This window comes from Kiloniella spongiae, assembly GCF_001026905.1.
Lineage (GTDB): Bacteria > Pseudomonadota > Alphaproteobacteria > Kiloniellales > Kiloniellaceae > Kiloniella > Kiloniella spongiae.
Map to the genome: position 1 here is coordinate 185778 of NZ_LAQL01000003.1, position 23745 is coordinate 209522.

A 23745-nucleotide genomic window follows, 5' to 3' on the forward strand; every position below is an offset into this window, starting at 1 on the left:
TTTTTAACTATCATAGGTATAATTAATTCCAAAAAAGTCAATTTATTGGTTCGGGAGAGTACCATGATAAGTCGGCTGTTGTATTATATCGCATTATTCATATCGCAAAAACCGAAGTGGTTTGTTTTCGGGCTTCTCTTTATTATTGTCGGGCTTCCCTTTGTCGGGATTGTCGGGACTAAAATTTACCAAAATATGGATCAGGACGAAAGCCGGGGTGCTATCGCTGTTAGTGAAGTGACACTTGGCGAAAGCTATACCACGCCTGAATATTTGGCTCAGGGGTGGAAAAGGCAGGATAGCCTCTGGTTTTATAATACCACGCAGGGATCGGATCTTTTACCTTACGATTTTTTACTGGCTTTAGAGCAACCAGAGGGAACCCAGCGCTTTGAGTGTGAGCGGAACGGGGAAAATGGCCCATGGTTTCTGTGCGATGAAAACATCGACTATTTCCGATATTTACCGCAAAAAGATACTCTGTTTAATCCTGATGCCCTGCCGGTTGGTTTTGTCAAAGATACATATCAGGGCATGGATTACGTCGGCTATACCTGTGCTGCCTGTCATACGGCACAGGTGAACTATAAAGGTCGTGCCCTTCGTATCGATGGTGGCCCTGCCATGGCGGATATGGTTGATTTTTTAACTTCATTAACAACGGCTTTAAAAGAAACGCAACGAGTAGCGGATCAGGAAAACCCAAGACTGGATCGATTTGTTGAGCGGGTGTTGGCGATGGATAATGATTATTCATCAGCAGAAGAAATCGAAGCTGACCTTGAAAAGTGGGTTAATATCAGATCGCTTTATAATATCGTCAATCGCAGTACCTATGAAAATAAACGTGTGAGATATGGTTATGCTCGTCTGGATGCTTTTGGCCGGATTTTTAACCGTGTTTTGCAACATACGATTAATCATGAACAGGTTGAAACAACGCTTAAGCTTGTCACGGTAAAACGAAATGGCGTCCAACAACGAGTCCTGACCGATGCCGAAGTTGATAAGGTTTTGGCCGATGTTCGTGGCGAGACAATTCTGACTGACGAGGAATTTTGGAAAATTCTCGTTAACCTGCAATCCGATCAACCGGGCTATCCTAATTTGGGTATTCGTGACCTGCTTAGAGTTCGGGATAAAATCTTTAATCCGGCTAATGCGCCAGTCAGTTATCCCTTTTTGTGGGATATAACACGCGCGGATTATGTTCAATGGAATGCACTGGCAAGTAATGCTGCCATTGGACCTCTTGGGCGTAATGCGGGTGAGGTAACAGGGGTGTTTGCTACCCTGGATTGGCACGAACAAACGGGCTTTTGGGCTGAGTTTTCCAAATTTAGCTTACCGGCTTTTATTAGCGGACAGACGACCAAAGGTACGGTTATCAACTTTAAATCATCCATTGATCTTTTTAATCTCCAGCGTCTTGAAAGTCACCTTGTCACCTTGGAATCACCCAGATGGCCTTTCTGTCGTGCAAAGGCAACGGGCGAATATTATTTACCAACAGGTGTCGCAGATAGTCCTGTGGATGAGCGGGAGTGCGCACAGGGCGATCATAAACTGGATGCGGAAAAGATTGCCCGTGGACAGGTGATATACGCTGATAAATGCCAATCCTGTCACGATGTTATTGTGCGTGATGATTGGAACCGGAAGGTCGTCAGTAATATGGTTGGCATTGATCATCCTGAAACAACGGATGATGCGATGGCGGCGAATAGTGCAAGTTATCTTGGGAATTCTGGTAACTTTAAAGATACCTATCAGGATGTGGGCGTTGGCAAGGTTATTGTCAGGGAAAGTGCACCTGTTGCGCAAATTCTAACGGCTGCGACGCGAGGCACCGTTACAACACCTGACCCGGATAAATGGTGGCCCAGACGCTTTGTTGAATGGGTTTATGCGCTTGTTATGACGCTGTTCGATAATCCGGTAAAGGCCAGTATGAAGGCCGGTGAATATATGCCGGACACAACGGCACAACCTTATAACAGTCTGAAAGCTTATCGGGCGCGTTCTCTGAACGGCATTTGGGCCACGGCGCCATACTTACACAACGGATCTGTCCCGAGTTTGTACGAACTGCTGTTACCCAAATCACTTCAGGACAAAGAGGGTAATGATCGGGGTTGTACGTCGGCAGCTGTCCGAACCAATTCCTTTATGGTTGGTGCGCGTGAATTTGATCCGATAAAGGTTGGTTTCCTGACCGAGGGCTATAACGGCTTCAGGTTTGATACCTCTATCAGGGGTAATCAGAATATTGGTCATGAATATGGGGCTTGCAAATTTTCCGAGCAAGATCGTTGGGATCTGATCGAATATCTGAAATCTCTATAAGAGTTACCAAAGAGCTGAAAATCTTAGTGACAATTAGAGATAAAGCAGAAGGGGAGCGAGCGAATGGATGCCGCTGAAAAAGATTATCTGAAAGAGTACGACGCTGCGCCAGAAGATCAAAAATATCCTTTGGTTCAGGGTTGGATGAGGACAGAACCTCTGCCCTTCTTCAAACAGCTGCGCGAAGAACGCCCTGTTCTGCAAACCCCGGAATGTACCTTGGTTGCCAAGTTTACCGATGTGCGGGATATGTTGCAGATGCCCAAGATATTCACCGTGGATCTTTATAAGGTCAAGATGAGTGTGACCGGACCGGATGATGGATATCTTATGGCGCACGATGACGACGCGTTGCACTATCGTGAGAAGTCACTGATGCAGGGACTGTTGAACAGGAATGATCTGCCGCGTGTGCGTAAAATGGTTACCGAGTTTTCGCGAGAAATTCTGGATGAAGCTGGTGGTGGTATAGAGCTGGTCAATGATTATTGCCGTATGGTGCCGGTCAGATTGGTACAGGAATACTTTGGTCTGGATGGTATTGACCGCGAGAAATTGATCCGGTGGTCCTATTGGAATCAATACGATGCTTTTAATAACCAGCCCTTTGATATGTTATCGGATCAGGAACACAAGCGTATTGTCGAACACCACGATGAAGCCTCAAAAGAACTGGTTGCTTATATAGCCTCTCTAATGTTGCGCAAGATCATCCACGTAAAAGTTATGGACTTTCTCTATATGGTTTTAAGTCCGATCCAGAAACTGATATACAGGGTCTTGGGCATGGCCTTGCCAGAGCGTCCAGATACGATGGTTATGCGCATGATCCGGACGAAGTTTGCAAAGCAGGTTGATTTTCCGCTGACGCGTGTGGGTACCAATGCTGGAGGCCTCTTGATCGGGGCAATCGAAACAACATCACAGGCCGTGGCGCAGGTTGTGGAGTATTTCATTGAGCATCCTGCCATCTTGAAGCAGGCAAAAGATAAGGCGCAAGGCAGTGATATTGCTGCTTTTGATGCGATGGTTTGGGAAGCTTTACGCTTCAGACCAATCCGTCCGGATATTTTCCGTCAGGCTGCCAGTGACTATACAATGGCCAAAGGCACAAACCATGAAACAGAGATCAAATCGGGCACAATCGTTCGCTTGTTGATACATTCTGCCATGTTTGACACCTACGCCTATGAAGCCCCTGATAGCTTTAATCCCGATCGAAACTTTTATCATAACTTTGCGCTTGGGTATGGTCCGCACCAGTGCCTGGGTAAATACGTTGGCATGGAAATGATTCCGGCAATGGTCCGCGAAGTTGTCTTACAAAGCGACCTGAGCAGCGAGACCAAAATCAGCTATGTCAACCCGCTCTTCCCCGACCGCGAAGGACCGTTTCCCGAAGATTATGAAGTCAGTTGGTCGTGAATTTGAGAAGTTTTGAATCGTCATTTTCGTGCAAAAAACGGTATAGCTTTGAAATATAAAGCTAAGTGAGAAGATTTTTTGTGATGAAAAGTGAGATCGTTGTGGTTGCTGGCTTTTTAGCTTCGTTAATGGACACTGGCGGCATTTTTCGGCAGTTTAGAATTAATGCCGCCAGTGTCCTGTTTCGTTTTTAGGACCCGGTTTCTACCTCTTCGGTTTTCCAGACTATGTTACGTCCAATTGCATAAACCTTACATGGCTTGCCATGCGCACGTTCTTCACAGGATTTAATGGCTGGAGCCATTGAAACAAAGTTATTACCGCGGCACCCATTATTTTCTGGGCAATAGTACCACCCCCAGCTTGTTGAACCATCTTTAGTTATGGCAAAAACAGCGGGGTTAGAGTCCAGATATCTTTCAAAAGATTTTTGAGCTGGTTCACTCAAGGTAATTGGGCCTGTGCCAATTTGGCGGTGATAGGCTGAATTACTACAGCCAACGGTAAAAAATACTAAAAACAGTACAGCTAAATATTTCATGGTTCCTCCAAAAGTATCGGCTTTTATTGATGCGAGTACACGCGTTATGCGTGATTGATAATGTCTTCGTACTATGATTCGGCGAACTTAAAAAGCTCAATTCTGCAGTATTTGATAAGGACATGAACTTTAATTTTTTTTGGTGAAGAGGCTTGATCTAGACACTGTGTTTTTTTGGTTTTCTAATCTAGGGATGCTGATTTTTTGTAAAGCAGATTCGCTTTTGCTGCGTTTAAATTACCTATTTATATTTTATGATCTAGAGGTCATATTGACATTTTATGATCTAAGGGTCATAATGTTCTTTTATGATTTGTGAGTCATATTTTATGAGACATGGTTATGAAGCAATTGATACGAACGCCCAAAGATATGGGGCGTGCTATTCGCGAGGCACGTAAAGACCAGAAACTGACTCAAAAGGAGCTGGCTGTCAAAAGTGGTGTGTGGCAGGAAACAATTTCTAAGCTGGAAAATGGTGCCGCGAGTACAAAATTGGAAACACTTTTTGACCTGATCGCAGCATTGGACCTTGAAGTTTTAATGCAAACGCGAAGTAAAGGTGAGACGACAGATATGGACGATCTGTTTTAATGGGGCGTCGTCGAAGTTATCACCCTTTGAGTGTTTTTATGAACAGGCGTCTTGTTGGAGCACTTGTGCGCGAAAGCTCAGGGGCTATTCATTTTACTTACGGCAAGTCATGGCTGGAATGGGAAAGTGCAATCGCAGTTTCTCTTTCCTTACCCTTACGCGCTGATCGTTATGTCGGTGCACCTGTTATCGCTGTCTTTGAAAACTTGTTGCCAGATAATGATAGTATACGCCGACGTGTTGCCGAGCGTGTTGGTGCGCAAGGGATAGATGCCTATAGCATGTTGGCTAAAATCGGACGGGATTGTGTTGGCGCGTTACAGTTCCTGCCCGAAGGAGAAGAGCCATCAGACGCAGAAAAGCTGGCTGGTGACATCGTCAATGAAGCACAAATTGAAGAGATACTAAAGGATCTTGATGTCGCGCCTCTTGGCATTCGTAATGATCATGATTTCAGAATTTCTGTGGCAGGGGCGCAGGATAAAACAGCACTGTTGAATCATGATGGGCAATGGGTTCTGCCATCGGGAACGACACCGACGACGCATATAATCAAGCCACAGATCGGCAGATTATCAAACGGCATGGATTTATCAAATAGCGTCGAGAATGAATACGTTTGCCTGAAATTACTTGCGGCTTTTGGCTTGCGTACAGCGTCTGTTGAAATGGCAATGTTTGGTGATAGCAAGGCATTGGTTGTTGAGCGCTTTGATCGTCGTTGGACAAAAGACGGTCGCCTTATCCGTTTGCCGCAGGAAGACATGTGTCAGGTGCTCTCGGTTCCACCAACGGGAAAATACCAAAATGAAGGCGGGCCCGGCATTGTCGAGATCATGAAAAATTTGCGCGGTAGTGATGAGCCGATGCAGGATAGAATGGATTTCTTCAAGGCCAATGTCTTGTTCTGGCTGATAGGGGCAACCGACGGTCATGCGAAGAACTTCAGCATAGCCCTTATGCCAGAGGGACGATTTTGTCTAACGCCTTTCTATGATGTTCTCACTGTTCAGCCAACCTTTGACCAAAAGCAGATTCAGCAAAAGAATTTCAGGCTCGCCATGAGTTTTGGCAAATCCAATCATTATCGGGTTGGGGATATTTGTGCGCGACACATATATGAAACAGCCGCTGCTTCGGGCTTGTCAAAAGAGCTGGTGCAAGAGATCTTTCAGGACATTTCTGAAACAGCCGACGAGGCTATTGAGGCGGTTTTCAAAATCCTTCCAAGCGATTTTCCGAGAGATCTAACAAATTCAATCTGTACAGCTTTAAAGCAGAGGTTGTCCGAGCTTTTGTAGAAGTTCTACCTGTTGCCCGCCCGCCAACCCTAACCACCCGCCAGTCTCGGTATCAAAAAGACTTCGCTGTCTTCGGGGATGGGTTGGAACCAGTCGTCTCGGTAGATGGTGCCGTTGATGGCGACGGCAATGCCGCCTTTTTCCAGTTCGGGTTTTAGTGCAGGGCACAGCTTTTCCAGAGCGTTTAGCAACTGGCGGATATTCTTTGCTTCTATCTCAAGCGTTGAAATGCCGCCAGCGGCCTGTTGGATTGTTCCGGAAAGGGTGACTTGAACCATATTTACTCTGTCCTGAGCTTACATATCCCCTGAATTTATATCTCCAGAGTTTTAAAGTGCCAAGCGACCCCTTTATTGATAAGAGGTCGCTTGATCTTTTTTACGCCAACTGAACAGGGGCAATCGCCCCTATTCCGCAGCTACTTTGGCGTCGTCGATTGCCTTGAGCACCCGTGGTGGTGACATAGGCAATTCTGTCATGCGCACACCCGCAGCGGCTGAGACACCATTGGCAATGGCGGCCAGCGGCGGGACGATTCCGGTTTCACCAACGCCACGCACACCATAAGGGTGACCGGGGTTGGGAACTTCGACAATGACCGTGTCGATCATCGGCAGGTCGGATGCCACAGGCATACGGTAATCAAGGAAGCCTGCGTTTTGCAGCTTGCCATCATCGCCATAGATGTATTCTTCGTTCAGTGCCCAACCAATGCCCTGTGCGGCACCGCCCTGGAACTGTCCTTCGACATAGTCCGGATGGATGGCTTTTCCTGCGTCCTGAACCACAGTGTAGCGAATGATATCCACCTTGCCCGTTTCCGGATCAACCTCTGTATCCACAATGTGAGTACCAAAGCTGACGCCAGCACCATCGGCATTGTATTCGTGATGTCCTGCAATGGGGCCACCTGTTTTGCCAGCGGTGGCCGCGATTTCGGCGAGGGAAAGTGGCTCAAAATCCCCGGCATTGGGACCGGAAGGTTTGGCGTAACCGTCTTCCCAGGTGACTGCTTCGGCAGGAATATCCCACATCATGGCGGCACGTTTACACATTTCGGTAACGGCTTGCTGTGATGCTTTGATCACCGCCATACCGCTAGAGAAGGTCACGCGGCTGCCTTCTGTCGTGTCATTGTAACCCAGGGCCGAGGTATCAGCCACTATGGCACGTACTTTGTCATAGGAAATGCCTAGCTCTTCGGCGGCCATAATGCACATGGAGGCACGGGAGCCACCGATATCGGGCGTTCCCACCGCAATGGTAACGGTGCCGTCGGCATTGATATTCAGGTTGGAACAGGTCTCGCCACCAAAGTTGAACCAGAAACCACTGGCAACACCTCGGCCCTGGTTAGGGCCAAGCGGCGCACTGTAGTGCGGGTGGGCTTTGGCAGCTTCGAGGGTTTCAACAAGTCCGCAAGACCCGAACTTTGGCCCGTAAGAGCTTTTACTGCCTTCCTTGGCGGCGTTCTTGAGGCGAAGATCAATCGGGTCCATGCCGATACGCGCGGCGAGTTCATCAACCACACTTTCGACAGCATAGACGGACATTGGGGCACCGGGCGCACGATAGGCCGCGCCTTTCGGGCGGTTGGTCACCACGTCGTAAGCTTCGGTCTTGACGTTATCCAAAGCATAACAGGCAAAGGCAGACATGGCCCCGAAATCAGCCGGGGCACCCGCAAAGGCACCACCCTGATAACGAAACACACCATACCCTGCGGTAATACGGCCATCTTTGGTGACGCCGATTTTTACATCCATGCTGGAGCTTGCGGTTGGGCCGGAAGCTTTGAATACTTCGTCCCGTGTCATGGCGATTTTTACCGGACGGCCAGCCTTACGGGAAAGGGCGAGGGCGACAGGTTCAATAAAGACCGTTGTCTTGCCGCCAAAGCCGCCACCGATCTCAGAGGCGGTGACCCGCAGGCGGGATACATCAATACCGAGCAACGATGCACAGACCTGACGAACATGGAAGTGTCCCTGAGTACAGCACCACAGTTCACTCATGCCATCTGTGCCGACGTTGGCGACACAGGCATGAGGTTCGATATAACCCTGATGGGTTGCGGCAGTTTTAAAGCTGCGTTCGATAATTTCATCGGCCTGTGCAAAACCAGCCTCGATATCGCCGTGGCCGAATTCGCTGCGTGCGACGACGTTGGATGGCTTTGTCGGTGTCGGGCTGACGCCGCGCGTGATGATGTTGTCATGAAGCACAGGGGCATCCGGTGACATGGCTTCGTCCACGTCTGTAACGTGAGGCAGGATGTCATAGTCAACCTTGATCAGCTTGAGTGCCTTGCGGGCGACAGCACGGCTGGTTGCAGCAACGGCAGCAACAGCGTGGCCTTCGTAGAGTGCTTTTTCGCGCGCCATGATATTATAGAGAACATCGGCGTGATCGTCGTTCGGGGTGAAGTCATCGCGCGTGATAACGGCTTTCACACCGGACAGGGCTTCAGCTTCTGAGCTGTCGATGCTTTTGATGACAGCATGAGGGTGCGGACTGCGGAGGATCAGGCCGACCAACTGACCGGGCATGACCATATCGGCACCAAAGCGTGCTTTTCCCGTTACTTTATCCATACCGTCGGGACGGGCAGGGCGGCTGCCGACAACCTTGAAAGATGCTGCTTTTTCGGCATCGTACTTTGATGTCGGGCTTTCGATTTCTTTCTTTACAGGTGCGTTATCTGCGTCAGGATTACGAGCCATATCAATTCCCTCTCATTTCAGCGGCGGCGTCCATGACCGCGCGAATGATCTTGTCATAGCCTGTGCAGCGGCACAGGTTCCCGGCGAGCCAATAGCGAATTTCGGTCTCGGTCGGGTCGGGGTTCTTTTCTAAAAGGGCCTTTGCAGCAACAACAAAACCCGGAGTACAAACACCGCATTGCAAGGCAGCATTGTCGAGGATTTTTTGTTGTACAGGATGTAATTCCGTACCCTTGGCGACACCTTCGATGGTGCCAATCTCTCGACCTTGAGCTTCTGCGCCCAGCATCAGGCAGGAACAGGTCAGGCGACCATCAACCGTGACAGAACAGGCACCGCAATCGCCAGAGGCACAGCCTTCTTTAGAACCAGTCATCCCGAGTTTGTCGCGGAGGACATCGAGAAGGGTTTCTTCGACGTCACAGACATATTCAACAGCATCGCCATTGATTTTGGTGGAAACATGAATACCGGACATTGTTATTTCTCTCCCCCGTTAGAGGCTCTTGTATTGGCTCTCTCAAGAGCAATCTTTGCGGCACGGGTTGCCAGAACCCCAGCAACCTTGGTGCGGAATTCAATGGTACCACGCTTGTCGTTGATCGGCTTACAGGCGGCTGATGTGGCTGCGGCCATTTTTTTCAGCGAAGCATCGTCAAGCTTGCTCCCGATCAAGGCCTTGGCCGCGTCTTCAACCAATAGAACCTTGATGGCAACAGCGCCGAGACCAACACGGGCGTCGGTACAGATACCATCATCATCCAGTTCCAGACTGACGCCAACGCCAACCACGGCGATGTCCATTTCTGTGCGCGGAATAAAGCGCAAATAGGCATCTCCCGCACGTTTCGGGCGGGCGGGCAGGAAAACGCTTTCGACTAACTCCCCTTTGGCAAGGGTGGATTTCCCGGGGGCAACGGGAATGTCAATAACAGGAACGTCGCGGCGTCCATTGGGACCAATGATAGTTGCGATCGCGTTGGCCGCAACCATTCCCGGTACGCTATCGGCCGCGGGGCCACAGTTACAAAGGTTGCCAACCATGGTGGCGCGGCCCTGGACCTGGGTTGATCCAATGAGGTCAGCACCTTCCATGACACCGGGCCAGAGCGCACAGAGACCCTCGTGTTCGTTCATCTCTGCCGAAGGAACTGCGGCACCAATGCGGTAGCCGCCGTTTTCTTCGGTAATTGAGGTCATGGCGGGGATGTTTTTTACGTCGACAATGAGATCAGGCTCTACCATGCCTGAACGCATTTGTACCAAAAGGTCTGTGCCACCCGCCAAGACGCGGGCCAGACCTTCTTCACCTGCCAACAAGGCAGAGGCGGCTTCTACGGTTTGAGGGGATTCATAACGCATGTGTATCTAGATCCATCTGTATCATCTCTGGTGTATCAGCTTGAGCTGACGTGTTTTTGTTTCGTTTTAACGTACGTTTTTTTTGTTGGGCTTTTTATTTTTAGGGGGTCGCATCTCAGTTTGCAAAGGAAACACGAACCGTGAGTAATATGTTGTTCTTTATTTTTTACATTTTATTCACAGCGTGCGCTGTTTATTTTTTAAAATCAAGGTTTCTTTGATTTTTTTGCCTGTTCTAAGAATGGAGGTGTTCAATAAAAACATCAATTTTGATGGAATTACTCGTTTGTTACGTGGATTTAGTGTTCCTGTATCAATAGTAGGGTCTGTTCCAGGCTTATCTCTAAGATTAAGTATATTAGGATATTTAGGGGAGATATAGGAAACGATTTTTGCAGCTTCAAGATCATGCATCTCTTCCCTTAATGATAAACAGTTGTTCTGCCAGATAATCAATTAGCATGCGTACTTTGAGGCTGGATGCAGCCCCGCGTGGATAGACGGCAAAAAGGTCAAGCGTGGGGATGTTGTAATCCGGCAAGAGTATTTCCAGGCTATCGTCGGGCTGATCTTTGATATCGTGCTCGGGTAGTAATCCCAATCCATGGCCGCCTAATATAAATTCCAGACGTGCACCGGCATTGTTTGTATGTACGGGGCCTTGTATGCGAACTTTATATTGTCGGTTATCTTTTGTCAGGGATAAAAGACCTGAATGCCTGCTATAGGTCACCCAATCGTGTGAGGCGAGATCTTCAGGCGTGGATGGTTTGGGTTTACCTGTGAGATAAGATGGTGCTGCACAGATACGGCGAACGGTGCTGCAGATTTTTTTCGACATCATATCTGAATCATCCAAGGGACCAGAGCGGATGGCAATGTCATATCCCCCTTCTATCAGGTTAGTAATATCGTCCGTTAGCTCTATATCAAGCTCAATGCCAGGATAAGTGAGGCGAAACTGACTGAGTAAGGGCACAATCCGCTTGAGGCCAAAGTTGGTTGAGCAGGTTAGCGAAATACGGCCAACAGGCTGATCACTCAGGCTTTGGATGCGGCGTGTTGCGGCTTCGGCTTCTTCGCTAATTAATTTACAGCTTTGATAATAATCCTGTCCGGCGCTGGTCAGGCTCAGACTACGAGTGCTTCGGTGTAATAATCTGGTACCAAGACGCTCTTCAAGAAGTTTGATCTGGTGGCTAACTGCGGCGCGCCCCACGTCGAGTTTGCGTGCCGCTGCGGCAAAGCTGCCGCTTTCCACGACACGTGCAAAGGTTATCATGCCGCGAAGATCGTCCATAAATTTGATCCTTTTACCGAAATGGGCTGTTGTTGTTTAGATGAGTACTGATTTATGGCTTTATTGTCTAATTAAATTAGACAATGTGTATGTTTGTAGGTCTATTATCTTTTTATGGGTAGCGAATTATCTTGTATTCAACACACGGTGATAATTTTATTTATGCAAGATAAAAGAAGGACTTGAACATGGAAATATTGATGGTTGTTACTTCACATGAAGATTTTGGCACCAGCGGCAGAAAGACAGGCCTTTGGCTGGAAGAATTTGCGGCGCCCTATTATCGTTTCAAGGAAGCCGGGGCAAATATCACCTTGGCTTCACCAGCGGGTGGACAGCCACCTGTTGATCCCGCAAGTCTGGGCGATGATTTTCAGAGTGATGATACCCGCCGTTTCAATGAAGACAGTGAAGCACAGAACCTGTTGGCTAATACGAAACCTTTAAGTTCAATCAAAGCCGATGGTTTTGATGCTGTGTTTTATCCCGGTGGCCACGGCCCGCTTTATGATTTGACGGATAATGAGCATTCTTTGGCTTTGTTACGTGCATTTGATGCGGACCAAAGGCCGATTGGCACTGTCTGTCACGGCGTCACTGCCTTGATCAAAGCAACTGATGCAGACAACAAGGCGATTGTTGCAGGGCGGGAAATTACCGGCTTTACAGATAGTGAGGAAGCAGCCGTTGGTGCAACAGGCCTTGTTCCGTTTTCTGTGGAACAGGAACTCGGAAAAGTTGGTGCGGCGTTTAAATCTGCGAATGACTGGGCTGATTATTCTATTCGTGATGGTCATTTTGTCACAGGACAGAACCCGGGATCGTCAGATTCAACGGCTCGTTTGTTGCTTGAGGCAATGAAAGCCTGATCTTTTTCATGAGAGGGGCAGAAGTCTGACTTTGTTTTTCGCCTTTTTGTTTTGGTCTGTCCCTTCACGCACAGCATATCCGTACTATATGTGACTTACATTTTATGAAACACCTGATAAGAACTTGATAATGCAAAAACTTTTTGAACCCCTTTCCTTTACCCGCGGTCCAGCAATGAAAAACAGATTTATGCTGGCACCACTGACCAACACCCAGAGCCACGAAGACGGAACCCTTTCTAATGACGAGTTTCATTGGTTGACCATGCGTGCCAAGGGCGGCTTTGGTTTGACCATGACCTGTGCAGCTCATGTTCAGGCTAATGGACAGGGATTTCCCGGACAGCTGGGTGTTTTCTCTGACGATCACTTGCCGGGTTTGACCCGTCTGGCAAAAGCAATCAAGGCCGAGGGCAGCTTGGCCATTGTTCAGTTGCATCACGCTGGTATGAGGTCGCCGTCGGATTTAATAGGCGCAAGTCCTGTCTGTCCTTCGGATAATGAGGAATATGGCGCACGGGCGTTGACGACTGCCGAAGTAGAGCAGTTGATCGAAGATTTTATTGCAGCTGCTGAACGGTCGGAAAAAGCCGGCTTTGATGGCGTCGAAATCCATGGTGCGCACGGGTATATCCTGGCTCAATTCCTGAGTCCGACAATCAATCAGCGTAGTGATCAATTTGGTGGCAGCCTTGAAAACCGGATGCGCCCTATTCAGGAAATCATTAAGGGCATTCGGCAACGATGCCGGGCTGATTTCAATGTTAGCTTGCGTCTGTCACCGGAACGTTTTGATATGGATTTGGGCGAAGTCATTCAGGTTGCAAAAGATGTCTTTGCCGCCGGTGATATTGATTTTCTCGATATGTCCTTGTGGGATGCTTGCAAGGAACCTGAAGATGCGTCCTTTAAAGGACGTCCGTTGATCTCTTACTTTACAGAGCTTGATCGGGGAACGGTGAAACTGGGTGTCGCGGGTAAGATCATGACCCAGAAGGATGTGGAATATTGCCTGGACGCCGGGGCTGATTTTGTTCTGATTGGCCGAGGCGCGATCTTGCATCATGATTTCCCGGAACAGTTGGCAAAGAATGCGGACTTTGCACCGGTAGCATTACCCGTTAATGCGGATCATCTTAAACAGGAAGGTCTGGGCGAAAAGTTCATTACCTACATGTCCGGTTGGGATGGTTTTGTTCAGGCGTGAAATTCATAAATAATCGAATTGATATCTAGTTTTTATCAATAAATAGTAGGTACGGGAATTAATGAAACTCACTCGTACCTACTAGACAATAGCTTTAGACTTCTTGCGATAACTCGTACAGATTGTTCCAAGGGTCTGTGAAAAAAGCGAGTTGTCTATTTATGTCTTCGACCAAGAAAGGCTCTGCAATAATTGTAACACCACGTGATTTTAACTCTTCCAGGGTTTCTTTTAAGTTTTTCACCGCAAAGCAGATGTGATGGCTTCCGCCTTCATTAAGGCTTGCCCCAAGATCATCATGTTTTTGTTTTGGGAAATCCAAGTCACCACCAATGAGTTCGATGAGAAAATTATCGTCGACTGCTGGGGCCAAATAAGCAAGTTTCAGATCTCCTAATGGCCATTGATGAAGAACTCTAAAGTCCAGTTTTTCACACAACCATGTTTGTGCAACATCAAAATCCGGAACGCGAAGTGCTAAATGATCTGCTTTGAGAGAGGAAAAGGGACTGGACGTATTTGGGAGAATTGTCGATTTAAACGGCATCTCATATTCCTGCTATAGTTTGTAAATATTGTGAAGAAACTATAATCAGTAATGACTAGGCGCCGTTATATTGATCTCGTGTATTATTTGCCTAATTCTCCAAAATAATAGCAAGTGTATATATTTTTTGAGCGTATCCAGTCATAATCCTATGATGATGTTTCTTACGGTAGGTGATGTAGTTTGAGTCATGACATTTTGCTTGATATTGTGAATAGATTAGCGCCAATGGAAGGTGAAAACCTTACGATAGTTCCGTTGATAAAACTTTATCGCCATGAAGAGAGCTTTCGCAGGCGTCCTTATATGTACGGGCCTTGTATTTGTATCGTGGTACAGGGGCGAAAACGGATGTACTATGGGGGAATTGGCAATCAGGATAAATTCAATGACTATAATCCTGAAAATTATTTGGTTAATTCAGTCTCACTTCCAATTGAATCCGATGCCTATGATCTTAGTGTTGAAGAACCGTTTTTGGCGATCCAAATAGATATTGATCAGAGCCTGGCGAGCAAGCTTGTTGCCGAAATGGATGGAGATGGAGCAGAAAGAAAATGTTCTACGGATACTGCCAATAATCTGGATATCTCGCTGTCGTCCCCGATGACGCCGGGGTTAAACGCTGTTGTCTTACGATTACTGGAAACATTGGATGATCCCGTTGCAGCCAAAATCTTGTCACCAGTGATTATGTATGAACTCTATTACGAGATCCTGCGCGGACCACGAGGTCAGTTGTTACGTAACTGTGTTGCACAGGATATTTATGCCCATAAGATAGCGCCCTTGGTGCATTATATTGAAAATAATTATAACAAGACTATCGCGATAGAAACATTATCCGCACTTGCCGGGATGTCGGCCTCGTCGCTTTATACGAAATTCAAAGAAGCAACGACAATGACCCCATTACAATTTATTCAGAATTTTCGACTGCATAAAGCGCGTAGACTGATATTGTCTGGAACTCCGATAGGGGATGCTTCTTATGCAGTGGGATATAATAGCCCAAGCCAGTTTAGCCGTGAATTCAAGCGATTATTTAATCAGTCTCCGAGCGAGATAGTTTAAGCCTTTATTTAGACTATCAACCCTAAGGTTTGTATCTGTTTTGTTTATTATCCTGATATGTTCGGCACTGGTTTTTCGAACTAGGCCTGGGGGCCTGTTGGCTTTAGAAGAGTTTATATGCAGTCTATTATTACAATTCTTGTCTATACGCTGTTTATAGGATGGATAAGCAGTGTTTCCGCGCAGGCGCTTTTTACGGCGCGCGGACCGGAAACGCCAAATGATCATCGCTATGACTATCAACAAAAGCTTTTGGAACTGGCGCTGGATAAAACCCGTGAAGACTATGGCGACTTTACCCTCGTGAAATCCCGCATGGGGGCTAATACCAAGCGTGCCATGTGGGAAGTAGAGACAGGCCTTTACGAAAACTATTTTGTGGCTAATGCGGCCACGCCAAAACGCCTGGAAGATATGGTGCCTGTGCCTTTTCCTATTGATCTGGGCATTTTGGGGTATCGGGTGTTTTTTGCATCAAAAGAAACCAGAGAGAGACTTCGTTCGGTGTCATCACTTGCGGATTTAAAAAAATTCCGAATGGTGCAGGGACTTGGCTGGAGCGACAGTGAAATCCTCAAAAACGCAGGATTTCAGGTGGCTGAAGCCAGTGATTATCATGGTATGTTCCAGATGGTTGCCAGCAATCGGGTAGATCTTTTCCCTCGGGGGATTAATGAGTTTCTCAAGGAATGGAAAACCAACAAGCATATTGAAAATCTATCCTATGATGAGGGACTTATTCTGTATTACCCTTTTCCCAAGTTTTTCTACACGACACGAGGAAACGAAGCACAGGCAGAGCGCATAATGAAAGGATTGGTTCGTGCCTATGATGACGGCTCTTTATTGAAACTTTGGAAAGCCCAGTATCAGGATAGTATTGATCAGGTTGGTTTGGTTCATCGGAAAATCCTGTCAATTCCCAACCCAAATCTAGTACACATTGTCTCGAATTATCAAAAATATTTTTACTTCGCGTCGCAAAATGGCACGCATTAGCTCATGAAAAATTGATAACACTGGTGTGTATTACCTGATAGTGTAGGGGAGTGTCTTTTGATTTCTGCTCTATATGGTTGTGATAGGCCTTGTTGTCTTGGCATGTGTAAGAAAGGTGCAGGTTGTATGACAGAAGGTGCGTTGACGCGTTTGCATTCCGGTTGTTTGAGCCGAATTTTTATTCGGACGACTTCGCTTGCGTTCCTTTTTTGTTTGGCGATTATTTTATCCTCGTCAAACATGGCTCTGGCCACAGAAAACCAGATCACAGAAAACCAGATCACAGAAAAGCCGGCTACAGAAAACCAGATCCCAAACGAGATTGCGGACAAAATTACTGTTACAGTAGGTGAATGGCCGCCTTTCCTGACTCAGGAACTGGAAGGCAACGGTGTTGTTGCGGAAATGATCATTGAGATCTTTGCGTCGCAAGGTATCGAAGCTGAACTGACCTTTTTGCCTTGGGGACGGGGGTATTACGAAGCTTCTATTGGTGAATTTCAGGCCATGGGTGTCTGGATGCACAAACAAGAACGCGAGAAAGAATTTCTTTTTAGTGAACCGATCCTCCATGAGCAATTCGTCTTTTTTCACCGCAAGGATATGGATTTTGATTGGGATAAGATGTCTGATCTCAAGAACTATCGCCTTGGGGGTGGTATTAAATACAGCTATGGCCCGAAATTGGATGCCGCGGTAACCGACGGAACGCTGTTCATGGACCGTGGGCCAAGCGATGAAGTGAATTTTCACAAACTACTGACAGGGCGCATTCAAATCTATCCCCAGGAAAAATCAGTCGGTTATTTTGCCCTTATGAACCATTTCTCTGCCGAAGATCGGGATCAGATCACCCATCACCCCAAGCCAATTCTCAATAATCTGAGTTATGTTCTTTTCCCAAAAGCATTGGAAGGCAGCGCCGAACTTGTTGTCCGTTTTAACAGGGGCCTGAAAGAGTTTCGGGAAAGCGGTGCCTATGACCGTTACATGAAACGCCTGACAGATGACGAGACGTCTTGAATTAAGATAATTAACTGGGTGAAAACTAGACCTATCTAAAGGCTAAGATTCTCTGTAATTAGAATTGCTTAAGACGCAGGTCATCCCTATACAGTACTGATGTGTAAAATGTTACAGATAATTCAGAAACTGGCGCCTGTATCATCTCGCGAGTGGGAACGTGCGGAGCACTTATTTCATTTTCGGTCTTATGAAGATGATGGAATTATCTTTTCGGCAGACGACAAGCCAGAGGAAATTCATTTTTTAACCCAAGGTATTGGCCGCTATTTTTATATTGATAGCGAAGGGCGAGAGAAAAACAAATCACTGGTTCAGGCGGGAGGGGCCTTTGCTAGTATCTCAACGCTAGTGAGTGGAGAAGCCAGTCACTTTTATACTCAAGCCATAACACCCTGCCAAACTGCGGCGATCAATTATCGCAGCTTGATAATGCTGTCCGATGAAAACAAAAACTGGGCACTTTTTTTACGCCGGATTTATGAAAACTTAGCCCTTAAAAAAGAGCGGCGGGAAGCGGCCTTTTTAATGCTTTCTGCGCGACAGAGATACGAATGTTTTCTCGCTGAATTTGGCGAAGAGAGTCGCCTTATTCCCTTGCGACAGGTCGCGATGTATTTGGGAATTACAGATGTCAGCCTGTCCCGTATTCGCAAAGAAATGGCATTAATCTGAAATAAACTTGACCTGAAATAAAACCGATATAGCAATTTTTCATATTGTCTTTAGGCACTTAACATATGTTAAGGCATACAACAGAAGTATCATTTAAAAACAACACCCATACAGTTGATATTAAAAGTTTCCTGAGTGGAGTGATGAAATGAAAAAGCTTCTGCCGCCCGTCCTGTTTCTGTTTTTTGTGATTGCGATGGCTGTGGCCTGCTCGTTGCAAGGATCTCCACATCATTTGTCGGGAGGTTATAATCTTCTCGCCGTACCTTTTGTCCTTTTGGGGCTGGGTCTGTCTTTTATGGGAAGCAGTCTCTTCAGGAAAATTGGAACGAATATCATGACCTTTGGGGCGCCGGATAAACTGGTAACTTCCGGACCTTTTAGCTGGACCCGTAATCCGATGTATCTGGGATTTGTTATTTCCTTGTTTGCGCTCGCTTTTATTATGGGCGGGGCTTATAGCTCATTGGCGTTGGCGGTTGTGTTTCTGGTGATCACAGATCGTTGGTATATTGCTTTTGAGGAAAAAGTTATGCGCCAAAAATTCGGAGCGGATTACGATGCTTATTGTCAAAAAGTGCGCCGCTGGATCTAGTCGTAAAACTCTTTTCGTTCTCTTGGATAGAGGCCTTGGGATAGGGAGTAGCTGAGATGCCCCTCATTCCCTGTACGATGGATCTGTTTTGTCCAGTATGGTTTTTAGATGGTCAAAATGGGCGAAAGAGGCCTCGCTGAAATCTTCCCAGCTGCGGGCAGTTTTTTCGGCGATTTCGTCACTCATGACGTTGAGTTCCTGTCCGGTGGAATAGGCGAGAACCAGCGTTTTGGCTGCACGTTCCAGGAAGTAGAGATCTTCAAAGGCTTCGGCAACGGTATCTGCGGCGACAGAAACACCGTGATTGCCCATCATCATGACGGACTGGTTGCCAAAGGCGCGGGCGATGCGTTGGCCTTCTTCGGCTTCATCTGCAAGGCCGCCAAAATTAAGGTCGATGGCAATACGATTGAAAAAGCGGGCGGTATTTTGGTCAATCGGTTTAATGGTGGGATCTTTCAGGGTTGCCAGTGCCGTGGCGTAGGTTGGATGACAGTGCAATAGGACACGGGCGTTGGGAACAGCTGCGTGAACAGCACCATGAATGCACCAGGCGGTGGGATCTGGCGCTTCGGGACCGTTCATCACTTCTGGATCATCGGCATCCAGCAATAACAGGTCACTGGCACGAATTTCAGAAAAGTGCTTCCATTTTGGATTGAGCAGGAACTTCTTGCCATCTGCGGATACCGCAGCCGAGAAATGGTTTCCCACGGACTCATGCCAGTCAAAATGAACAGCCAGGCGAAACGCAGCAGCGAGATCGACACGAAGTGCCCATTCTTTGGTCTCGATTTCGGTAGCATGAATATTCTGCATGTTCTGATTTCCTGACGCAGTAGCAATAACGCATAGCAGTTTGCGTGCGGCCCTGAAGATTTACAAACGAGAAAAATAGAGTACTGTCATTAGTTAAACTTATGTATTTCTTATGAATGAGCGTAATTCTTTACATCCGGGTGTGTAAAATAGCTGGCGGCAAAGGTATGAGGCAGAGAGAAGGGGAGGTAAAGCAAGGCATGAACGGTCAAAATCTTCCTCCTCTGAACTGGTTACGGGCCTTCGAAGCATCAGCCCGGCACTTATCGTTTACGGGGGCTGCCCGTGAATTGAACATGACGCAATCCGCTGTCTCTCAACAAATCAAAAGTCTGGAACAATCACTGGGATTACCGCTTTTTGTGCGCCAACCGAGGGTTCTGTTACTCACGGAAGCCGGAGAAAACTACCTGCCCATTATTCAGGATGCCTTTGAACGCCTGCAAAGCGGAACGCTTTCCCTGACGGGTGGGGACAGGGGACAGCGGCTGACTCTGCAATGCAACATGTCTTTTTCGGTCTTCTGGCTGACACCGCGGCTGAGCCGTCTTTTTGATCGTTATCCCTGGCTGACGTTAAACGTGGTCCCGGAACTCTGGACCAATTCAACAGAACCCTCTGCATCGCTTCTTATTCGCTTTGGCCGGGATGTGGCGCGAGAGACGGATGCAAAGTTGCTGTCTCAGGGACATTTTTATCCCGTTTGCGCACCGACAATTGCTGAAGGTGTCGATTGGCACAAAGATCGCCTGTTTGATTGTAGCGGTATTACCTGTTCCTGGAATGCCTGGCTGGGGGATCAGAAAACGTCTTTACCCGAAGGTAAGTCAATCAACCTGGCTTCAACCTATAGTATTTCCATCAATGCCGCTGTTCACGGGGCGGGTCTTGCCATGGGGCATGATGTTCTGGTTCAAGATCTGATGGCACAGGGATGTTTGGTCAAGCCCTTTGATCATGAGGTTCCGATGCAAGAAGCCTATTACCTGATGCAACCCGCCCGCCACAGCCAAACACCCGCCAGCCGTGCCTTTATCGAGTGGTTGGAAGAAGAGTTTTCTTAAAGGCTTTTTAAGGAAAGAGGGGCTAATGAAGCTTCATAATATCTTTTGCCATTGGAGTATGAGACGGGCACACTGAGGGCGGTTTTTAATTCTCATCATTCAAGATTCTTCATGACAGCTTTATTTGAACTATTCCTGAAAATCGGGGCGCGGGATTTCCTGCCTTTTTATCGTGATCTGAAAGCCGCCGGGCATATCAGGTCCGAGGCGGTTTCCTATTATCTTTGGCGTTATCTGTTCTATAGCCTTTTGGCAGTTATGGTTGCGCTTGTGATTTTGTGGGTCATGGGGGCCGTTATCTTTAACCCGGCAGAGGGGCTTTCATTTAATCCCGACCTGACTATTCCTGTGTTTTTCGGGGCATTGATTGCGCTTTATATCTGGTGGACCCTGATCGAAATGGTGGGAAGTATGGCCCATGTTTATAGCCGTGGACAGGTTGCCAAGGCCAAGGTCATGGGGACAAAGTCCCGGATGGGGCGCGGTTTCTATGTGCTATTGCGGTTTGAGCATATGGGGAAAACGATAGAGGCAAGCTTTGCCAAGCAGATCGGTCAAAAGAGCTATTGGGAAGCATTTCCCCATGAGTATTTGGAAATTATCTATGCCCAAGATAACCCTGAACTGGTTATGCCTTATAAAGAGGATTGTTTTGAACGTAGATGTCTGGACAATACCCGTAAAGTGCTTGCTGATTAAAGCCAAGATACTGACGTAAAAACATAAAATCAGAGATTGGAAGATGAAATCACGAAAAAGACCTCCCTTTTTACGGGAACAGAGTTAAGATACCAGCCAGATGGTACAAATAGCAGATAACATGTGGGGGTGAATATTCCCTGTCCCGAACATTTCTGCCGCTGAGCTTTCCAATCGGGGCCTGTGGGGCTTCTGTGAAAGAGTTAGAGGTTATAGGACAGTGAGGATATTCGAAAATAGGTTGGTTATCGTGTTTGTGAACAAGTGTGCAAATAAGGCCGGAGTTGAGGTTGCCAGAAGAAAAAGTCAGAGTTTTAAAAGAGGGACTGCCGTCATTACATGACATGGAAACGGATGATCTGGTTGATTATCTGCTTCAGGCACGGCAAACCTTCGTAACCAGTCTAGCAAAAAAAGATCCCCCTCTGGACGAACGATCGCTGTTGATTGAGACAGCGAATTTTGACGAAGCTGTCCGTCGTATTCTTTCAGAAAAATCAAATTCTTCTTCTGTGAGCAAAGACGTGAAAAATGTTGATGCGACTGATGTCCTGTCAATTGATGACGCATCAGATGAAGACGATGACTCCAATAACGAAGATGACGCGCAAGAGGATGACGTCGCTGAAGTTTCTCTGGATAGTTATTTGTCTGATAAAGAAGATCAGGATGAAGATGTTCTTTTGTTGGAAGAAAAGCCCCTTTTTGCTGAACAGCCTTTGTTAGAAAAGTTGACCCGCCCGCGTCCAGCTGAAACCCAGATGAGAAGGGAAGCTGAAACAAAAAGGGAAATACAAACTAAAAGAGAATCTAAGTTTGAAAATACAGATATAAATCTGGCCGACAATGCCGATATTGGTATGGAACAAGGGGGAATTAATCTGGATGATTTTTCGCCTCTAGATCGTAAGGCCAATCAGCAGAAAACGAATGAAGATCATCGTCTGGATAGAGGGACGGATAGGAAAACAAGAGATCCGTCACCCTATGTCTGGGATAGTGATGTGGATGAAAAATCGCGTGGCGGTTTCTTGGGCTTTGTCAGCGGACTGATTGTACTGGCCGTCTATATTGCCTTGCCTGCACTGGCTTTGGTCTCTCCTTTGTTAACCCCGGCAATGGCTTGGAATGAGTGGATCAATATCGGTATTTTGTCTGGTATTGTTTTGCTGGTTGTTTTTATCGTTTCTATCTTCAGTCGATATCGCTTTCGTTATGCGCTTTATGGCGGCGTTGCCTTTGCTTTGTTGAGCTATGGGGCACATCATATCCCGCAGGTTCGTGATTTTGTGGACAATGAAAAAATTGTTTTGCCCATTGCGGCGAATTACCTGATTGAAGGTTACTTTCAGTTGGCAGAAGAAAGCCAGCTCCCGCTTAAAACGGGCGCTGTTCAATTGCAGCCAAATGAGTTGAATTACAGTCGATTACAGCGTGTGAACCTCTTTGTGAAGGAGGTTGATACATGGCTGGAAAACTAGGTTTTGGAAAATTGAAGCTCGCAAAATGTTTCTTTATCCAGATTTTGGCTGTAGCTGTTTTCGTCACCAGCATATTGGGGCTGAATGATATCACGGCTTATGCTGATGTGTCTGGACGTGGAGAGGGGGATCACCAGTTCCTGTCTTTTAGCAGGAAAGCAAATAGTGAATTTTTTGTTCATGAGCAAAACAATCAGAAGCAAAAAGTCTTTTTACCGGGCATTGATTACAGCTTTCGCTGGCGCGTCGAAAACGGTGGCGCACAGGCTATTACGCCCCATGCTATTGTTCAGGGGCAGATTATCTGGAACATTCACTCAAATACCTATTTGCCTCTGCCGACTACACCTGGTGGGCGGGCGCGATTAAGTGAACTTTCCGAAGAAAGCTGGTCACAACTGGCGCTCTATGATGTGAAACTAAAGCTGATCCTGCGTGAGAAAGATAAGCCCGGTCAGCGCTATGGTTTGGTGTTGGACCTGGGTATCCCGAACAAACCGGGGGAAAAAAGCTGGAGCATTACAGTTCCCGAACAGGTCAGTTGGAACAAGCTGTTTACCCGCTATGAAGGACCGGGGCAGAATAACACGCTTTACCTGTCATCCGAAGAAGCCCGCGCTGTTGTTGGGGCGGCAGGGGAAGACAAAGAGCTTGTGGTCGAGAGCTCGTGGCTTACATCTGCGCGAATGAGTACCGTTGCCTACTTTGATGATCTGCTGCAAAAACGTGTGGACTGGCGGGCAGAGTTTATGGTGAGAACTATTCAGGCACAGTTGGACTCTCTGGAACGTATTACGGGGTTGCCAGGGGAAAAAATTCGCCAGGCACTGGCCGTGACACGGGTTGATATCAACCGCAATATCACGGCAATTCCAATGGGCGTGCAAAAGCTTTATGACAAGTTGAATAGCGGGCTGCCTGATCGTTATATCAGCCCCATGCGGCGGGCCTATTATCATGCCGAGCGCACACGCATTTATGAAGAATCTTTGACCGAGTTGGAAAAGCTAAAGCCGGGGCAGTTAATCGATGATTATCCTGCATGGTTTGATGCCAAAGTTCAGGCGATTGGACTACAGTGAGGCGTTAAAATGTCTGATC

Annotated in this window: 24 protein-coding genes; 15 read left to right on the plus strand and 9 right to left on the minus strand. The window is 47.2% G+C overall.

Annotated elements, in window-relative coordinates; genetic code table 11:
• Positions 1 to 63 precede the first annotated feature (63 nt).
• Together WH96_RS04795 and WH96_RS04800 are read left to right on the plus strand one after the other, a co-directional pair.
• Positions 64 to 2346 (plus strand): di-heme-cytochrome C peroxidase, encoded by a 2283-nt coding sequence (locus WH96_RS04795; protein ID WP_047762993.1) that lies wholly within the window; start codon positions 64 to 66, stop codon positions 2344 to 2346.
• A gap of 63 nt (positions 2347 to 2409) precedes the next feature.
• Complete coding sequence (locus WH96_RS04800) at positions 2410 to 3771, plus strand: cytochrome P450 (RefSeq protein WP_047762994.1); 1362 nt, start codon at positions 2410 to 2412, stop codon at positions 3769 to 3771.
• Between the two features lie 190 nt (positions 3772 to 3961).
• Here the strand turns inward: WH96_RS04800 and WH96_RS04805 are convergent, their stop codons facing one another.
• A complete protein-coding gene (locus WH96_RS04805; protein ID WP_047762995.1) occupies positions 3962 to 4312 on the minus strand; it encodes a hypothetical protein in 351 nt (116 codons plus the stop codon).
• A gap of 342 nt (positions 4313 to 4654) precedes the next feature.
• On the opposite strand from WH96_RS04805, the gene WH96_RS04810 reads away from it, so the two are divergent.
• Both WH96_RS04810 and WH96_RS04815 read left to right on the plus strand, forming a co-directional pair.
• Positions 4655 to 4906 carry a helix-turn-helix domain-containing protein gene (locus WH96_RS04810; protein ID WP_047762996.1) on the plus strand — a complete coding sequence of 84 codons (252 nt, stop codon included), beginning with the start codon at positions 4655 to 4657 and terminating at the stop codon, positions 4904 to 4906.
• A gap of 38 nt (positions 4907 to 4944) precedes the next feature.
• Complete coding sequence (locus tag WH96_RS04815) at positions 4945 to 6207, plus strand: type II toxin-antitoxin system HipA family toxin (RefSeq protein ID WP_204248126.1); 1263 nt, start codon at positions 4945 to 4947, stop codon at positions 6205 to 6207.
• Positions 6208 to 6236: 29 nt separating this feature from the next.
• Here WH96_RS04815 and WH96_RS04820 read toward each other — a convergent pair whose 3' ends face one another.
• The 6 genes from WH96_RS04820 to WH96_RS04845 form a co-directional block, all read right to left on the minus strand.
• A complete protein-coding gene (locus WH96_RS04820; RefSeq protein WP_047762998.1) occupies positions 6237 to 6485 on the minus strand; it encodes a MoaD/ThiS family protein in 249 nt (82 codons plus the stop codon).
• A gap of 129 nt (positions 6486 to 6614) precedes the next feature.
• On the minus strand, positions 6615 to 8930 hold the full coding sequence (locus WH96_RS04825) for a xanthine dehydrogenase family protein molybdopterin-binding subunit (protein WP_082130342.1): 2316 nt from the start codon (positions 8928 to 8930) through the stop codon (positions 6615 to 6617).
• Position 8931: 1 nt separating this feature from the next.
• Positions 8932 to 9408, minus strand: a complete 477-nt coding sequence (locus WH96_RS04830; RefSeq protein WP_047762999.1) for a (2Fe-2S)-binding protein — start codon at positions 9406 to 9408, stop codon at positions 8932 to 8934.
• 2 nt (positions 9409 to 9410) lie between these two features.
• Entirely contained in the window at positions 9411 to 10292 is an 882-nt protein-coding gene (locus tag WH96_RS04835) for an FAD binding domain-containing protein (protein WP_047763000.1), read from the minus strand.
• A 177-nt stretch (positions 10293 to 10469) separates the two neighbouring features.
• Positions 10470 to 10706 (minus strand): hypothetical protein, encoded by a 237-nt coding sequence (locus WH96_RS04840; protein WP_047763001.1) that lies wholly within the window; start codon positions 10704 to 10706, stop codon positions 10470 to 10472.
• Complete coding sequence (locus WH96_RS04845) at positions 10699 to 11592, minus strand: LysR family transcriptional regulator (protein ID WP_047763002.1); 894 nt, start codon at positions 11590 to 11592, stop codon at positions 10699 to 10701. Before WH96_RS04845 ends, WH96_RS04840 begins: the two co-directional genes overlap by 8 nt.
• A gap of 200 nt (positions 11593 to 11792) precedes the next feature.
• On the opposite strand from WH96_RS04845, the gene WH96_RS04850 reads away from it, so the two are divergent.
• Together WH96_RS04850 and WH96_RS04855 are read left to right on the plus strand one after the other, a co-directional pair.
• On the plus strand, positions 11793 to 12461 hold the full coding sequence (locus tag WH96_RS04850) for a type 1 glutamine amidotransferase domain-containing protein (RefSeq protein WP_245629441.1): 669 nt from the start codon (positions 11793 to 11795) through the stop codon (positions 12459 to 12461).
• A 130-nt stretch (positions 12462 to 12591) separates the two neighbouring features.
• Positions 12592 to 13668 carry an NADH:flavin oxidoreductase gene (locus WH96_RS04855; RefSeq protein ID WP_047763004.1) on the plus strand — a complete coding sequence of 359 codons (1077 nt, stop codon included), beginning with the start codon at positions 12592 to 12594 and terminating at the stop codon, positions 13666 to 13668.
• A gap of 94 nt (positions 13669 to 13762) precedes the next feature.
• Here the strand turns inward: WH96_RS04855 and WH96_RS04860 are convergent, their stop codons facing one another.
• Positions 13763 to 14215, minus strand: coding sequence for a VOC family protein (locus tag WH96_RS04860; protein ID WP_047763005.1), 453 nt, complete (start codon positions 14213 to 14215; stop codon positions 13763 to 13765).
• Between the two features lie 183 nt (positions 14216 to 14398).
• Here WH96_RS04860 and WH96_RS04865 point away from each other — a divergent pair, with 183 nt between their 5' ends.
• The 5 genes from WH96_RS04865 (at position 14399) to WH96_RS04885 (ending at position 18581) form a co-directional block, all read left to right on the plus strand.
• Complete coding sequence (locus WH96_RS04865; protein WP_082130343.1) at positions 14399 to 15289, plus strand: AraC family transcriptional regulator; 891 nt, start codon at positions 14399 to 14401, stop codon at positions 15287 to 15289.
• A 117-nt stretch (positions 15290 to 15406) separates the two neighbouring features.
• Entirely contained in the window at positions 15407 to 16288 is an 882-nt protein-coding gene (locus WH96_RS04870; protein ID WP_047763006.1) for a hypothetical protein, read from the plus strand.
• A 126-nt stretch (positions 16289 to 16414) separates the two neighbouring features.
• Positions 16415 to 17311 (plus strand): substrate-binding periplasmic protein, encoded by an 897-nt coding sequence (locus WH96_RS04875; protein WP_053005688.1) that lies wholly within the window; start codon positions 16415 to 16417, stop codon positions 17309 to 17311.
• A 108-nt stretch (positions 17312 to 17419) separates the two neighbouring features.
• Positions 17420 to 17986, plus strand: a complete 567-nt coding sequence (locus WH96_RS04880) for a Crp/Fnr family transcriptional regulator (protein ID WP_204248127.1) — start codon at positions 17420 to 17422, stop codon at positions 17984 to 17986.
• A gap of 148 nt (positions 17987 to 18134) precedes the next feature.
• Positions 18135 to 18581 (plus strand): methyltransferase family protein, encoded by a 447-nt coding sequence (locus WH96_RS04885; RefSeq protein WP_047763008.1) that lies wholly within the window; start codon positions 18135 to 18137, stop codon positions 18579 to 18581.
• A gap of 63 nt (positions 18582 to 18644) precedes the next feature.
• Here the strand turns inward: WH96_RS04885 and WH96_RS04890 are convergent, their stop codons facing one another.
• Positions 18645 to 19400 (minus strand): class II aldolase/adducin family protein, encoded by a 756-nt coding sequence (locus tag WH96_RS04890; protein ID WP_047763009.1) that lies wholly within the window; start codon positions 19398 to 19400, stop codon positions 18645 to 18647.
• A gap of 200 nt (positions 19401 to 19600) precedes the next feature.
• Here WH96_RS04890 and WH96_RS04895 point away from each other — a divergent pair, with 200 nt between their 5' ends.
• The 4 genes from WH96_RS04895 to WH96_RS04910 all read left to right on the plus strand — a co-directional run bounded on the left by WH96_RS04895 (position 19601) and on the right by WH96_RS04910 (position 23726).
• Positions 19601 to 20464 (plus strand): LysR family transcriptional regulator, encoded by an 864-nt coding sequence (locus tag WH96_RS04895; protein WP_047763010.1) that lies wholly within the window; start codon positions 19601 to 19603, stop codon positions 20462 to 20464.
• Between the two features lie 111 nt (positions 20465 to 20575).
• Complete coding sequence (locus tag WH96_RS04900; RefSeq protein ID WP_047763011.1) at positions 20576 to 21163, plus strand: hypothetical protein; 588 nt, start codon at positions 20576 to 20578, stop codon at positions 21161 to 21163.
• A 290-nt stretch (positions 21164 to 21453) separates the two neighbouring features.
• On the plus strand, positions 21454 to 22644 hold the full coding sequence (locus WH96_RS04905) for an ABC transporter permease (protein ID WP_047763012.1): 1191 nt from the start codon (positions 21454 to 21456) through the stop codon (positions 22642 to 22644).
• On the plus strand, positions 22629 to 23726 hold the full coding sequence (locus WH96_RS04910; protein WP_047763013.1) for a hypothetical protein: 1098 nt from the start codon (positions 22629 to 22631) through the stop codon (positions 23724 to 23726). Before WH96_RS04905 ends, WH96_RS04910 begins: the two co-directional genes overlap by 16 nt.
• Positions 23727 to 23745 lie beyond the last annotated feature (19 nt).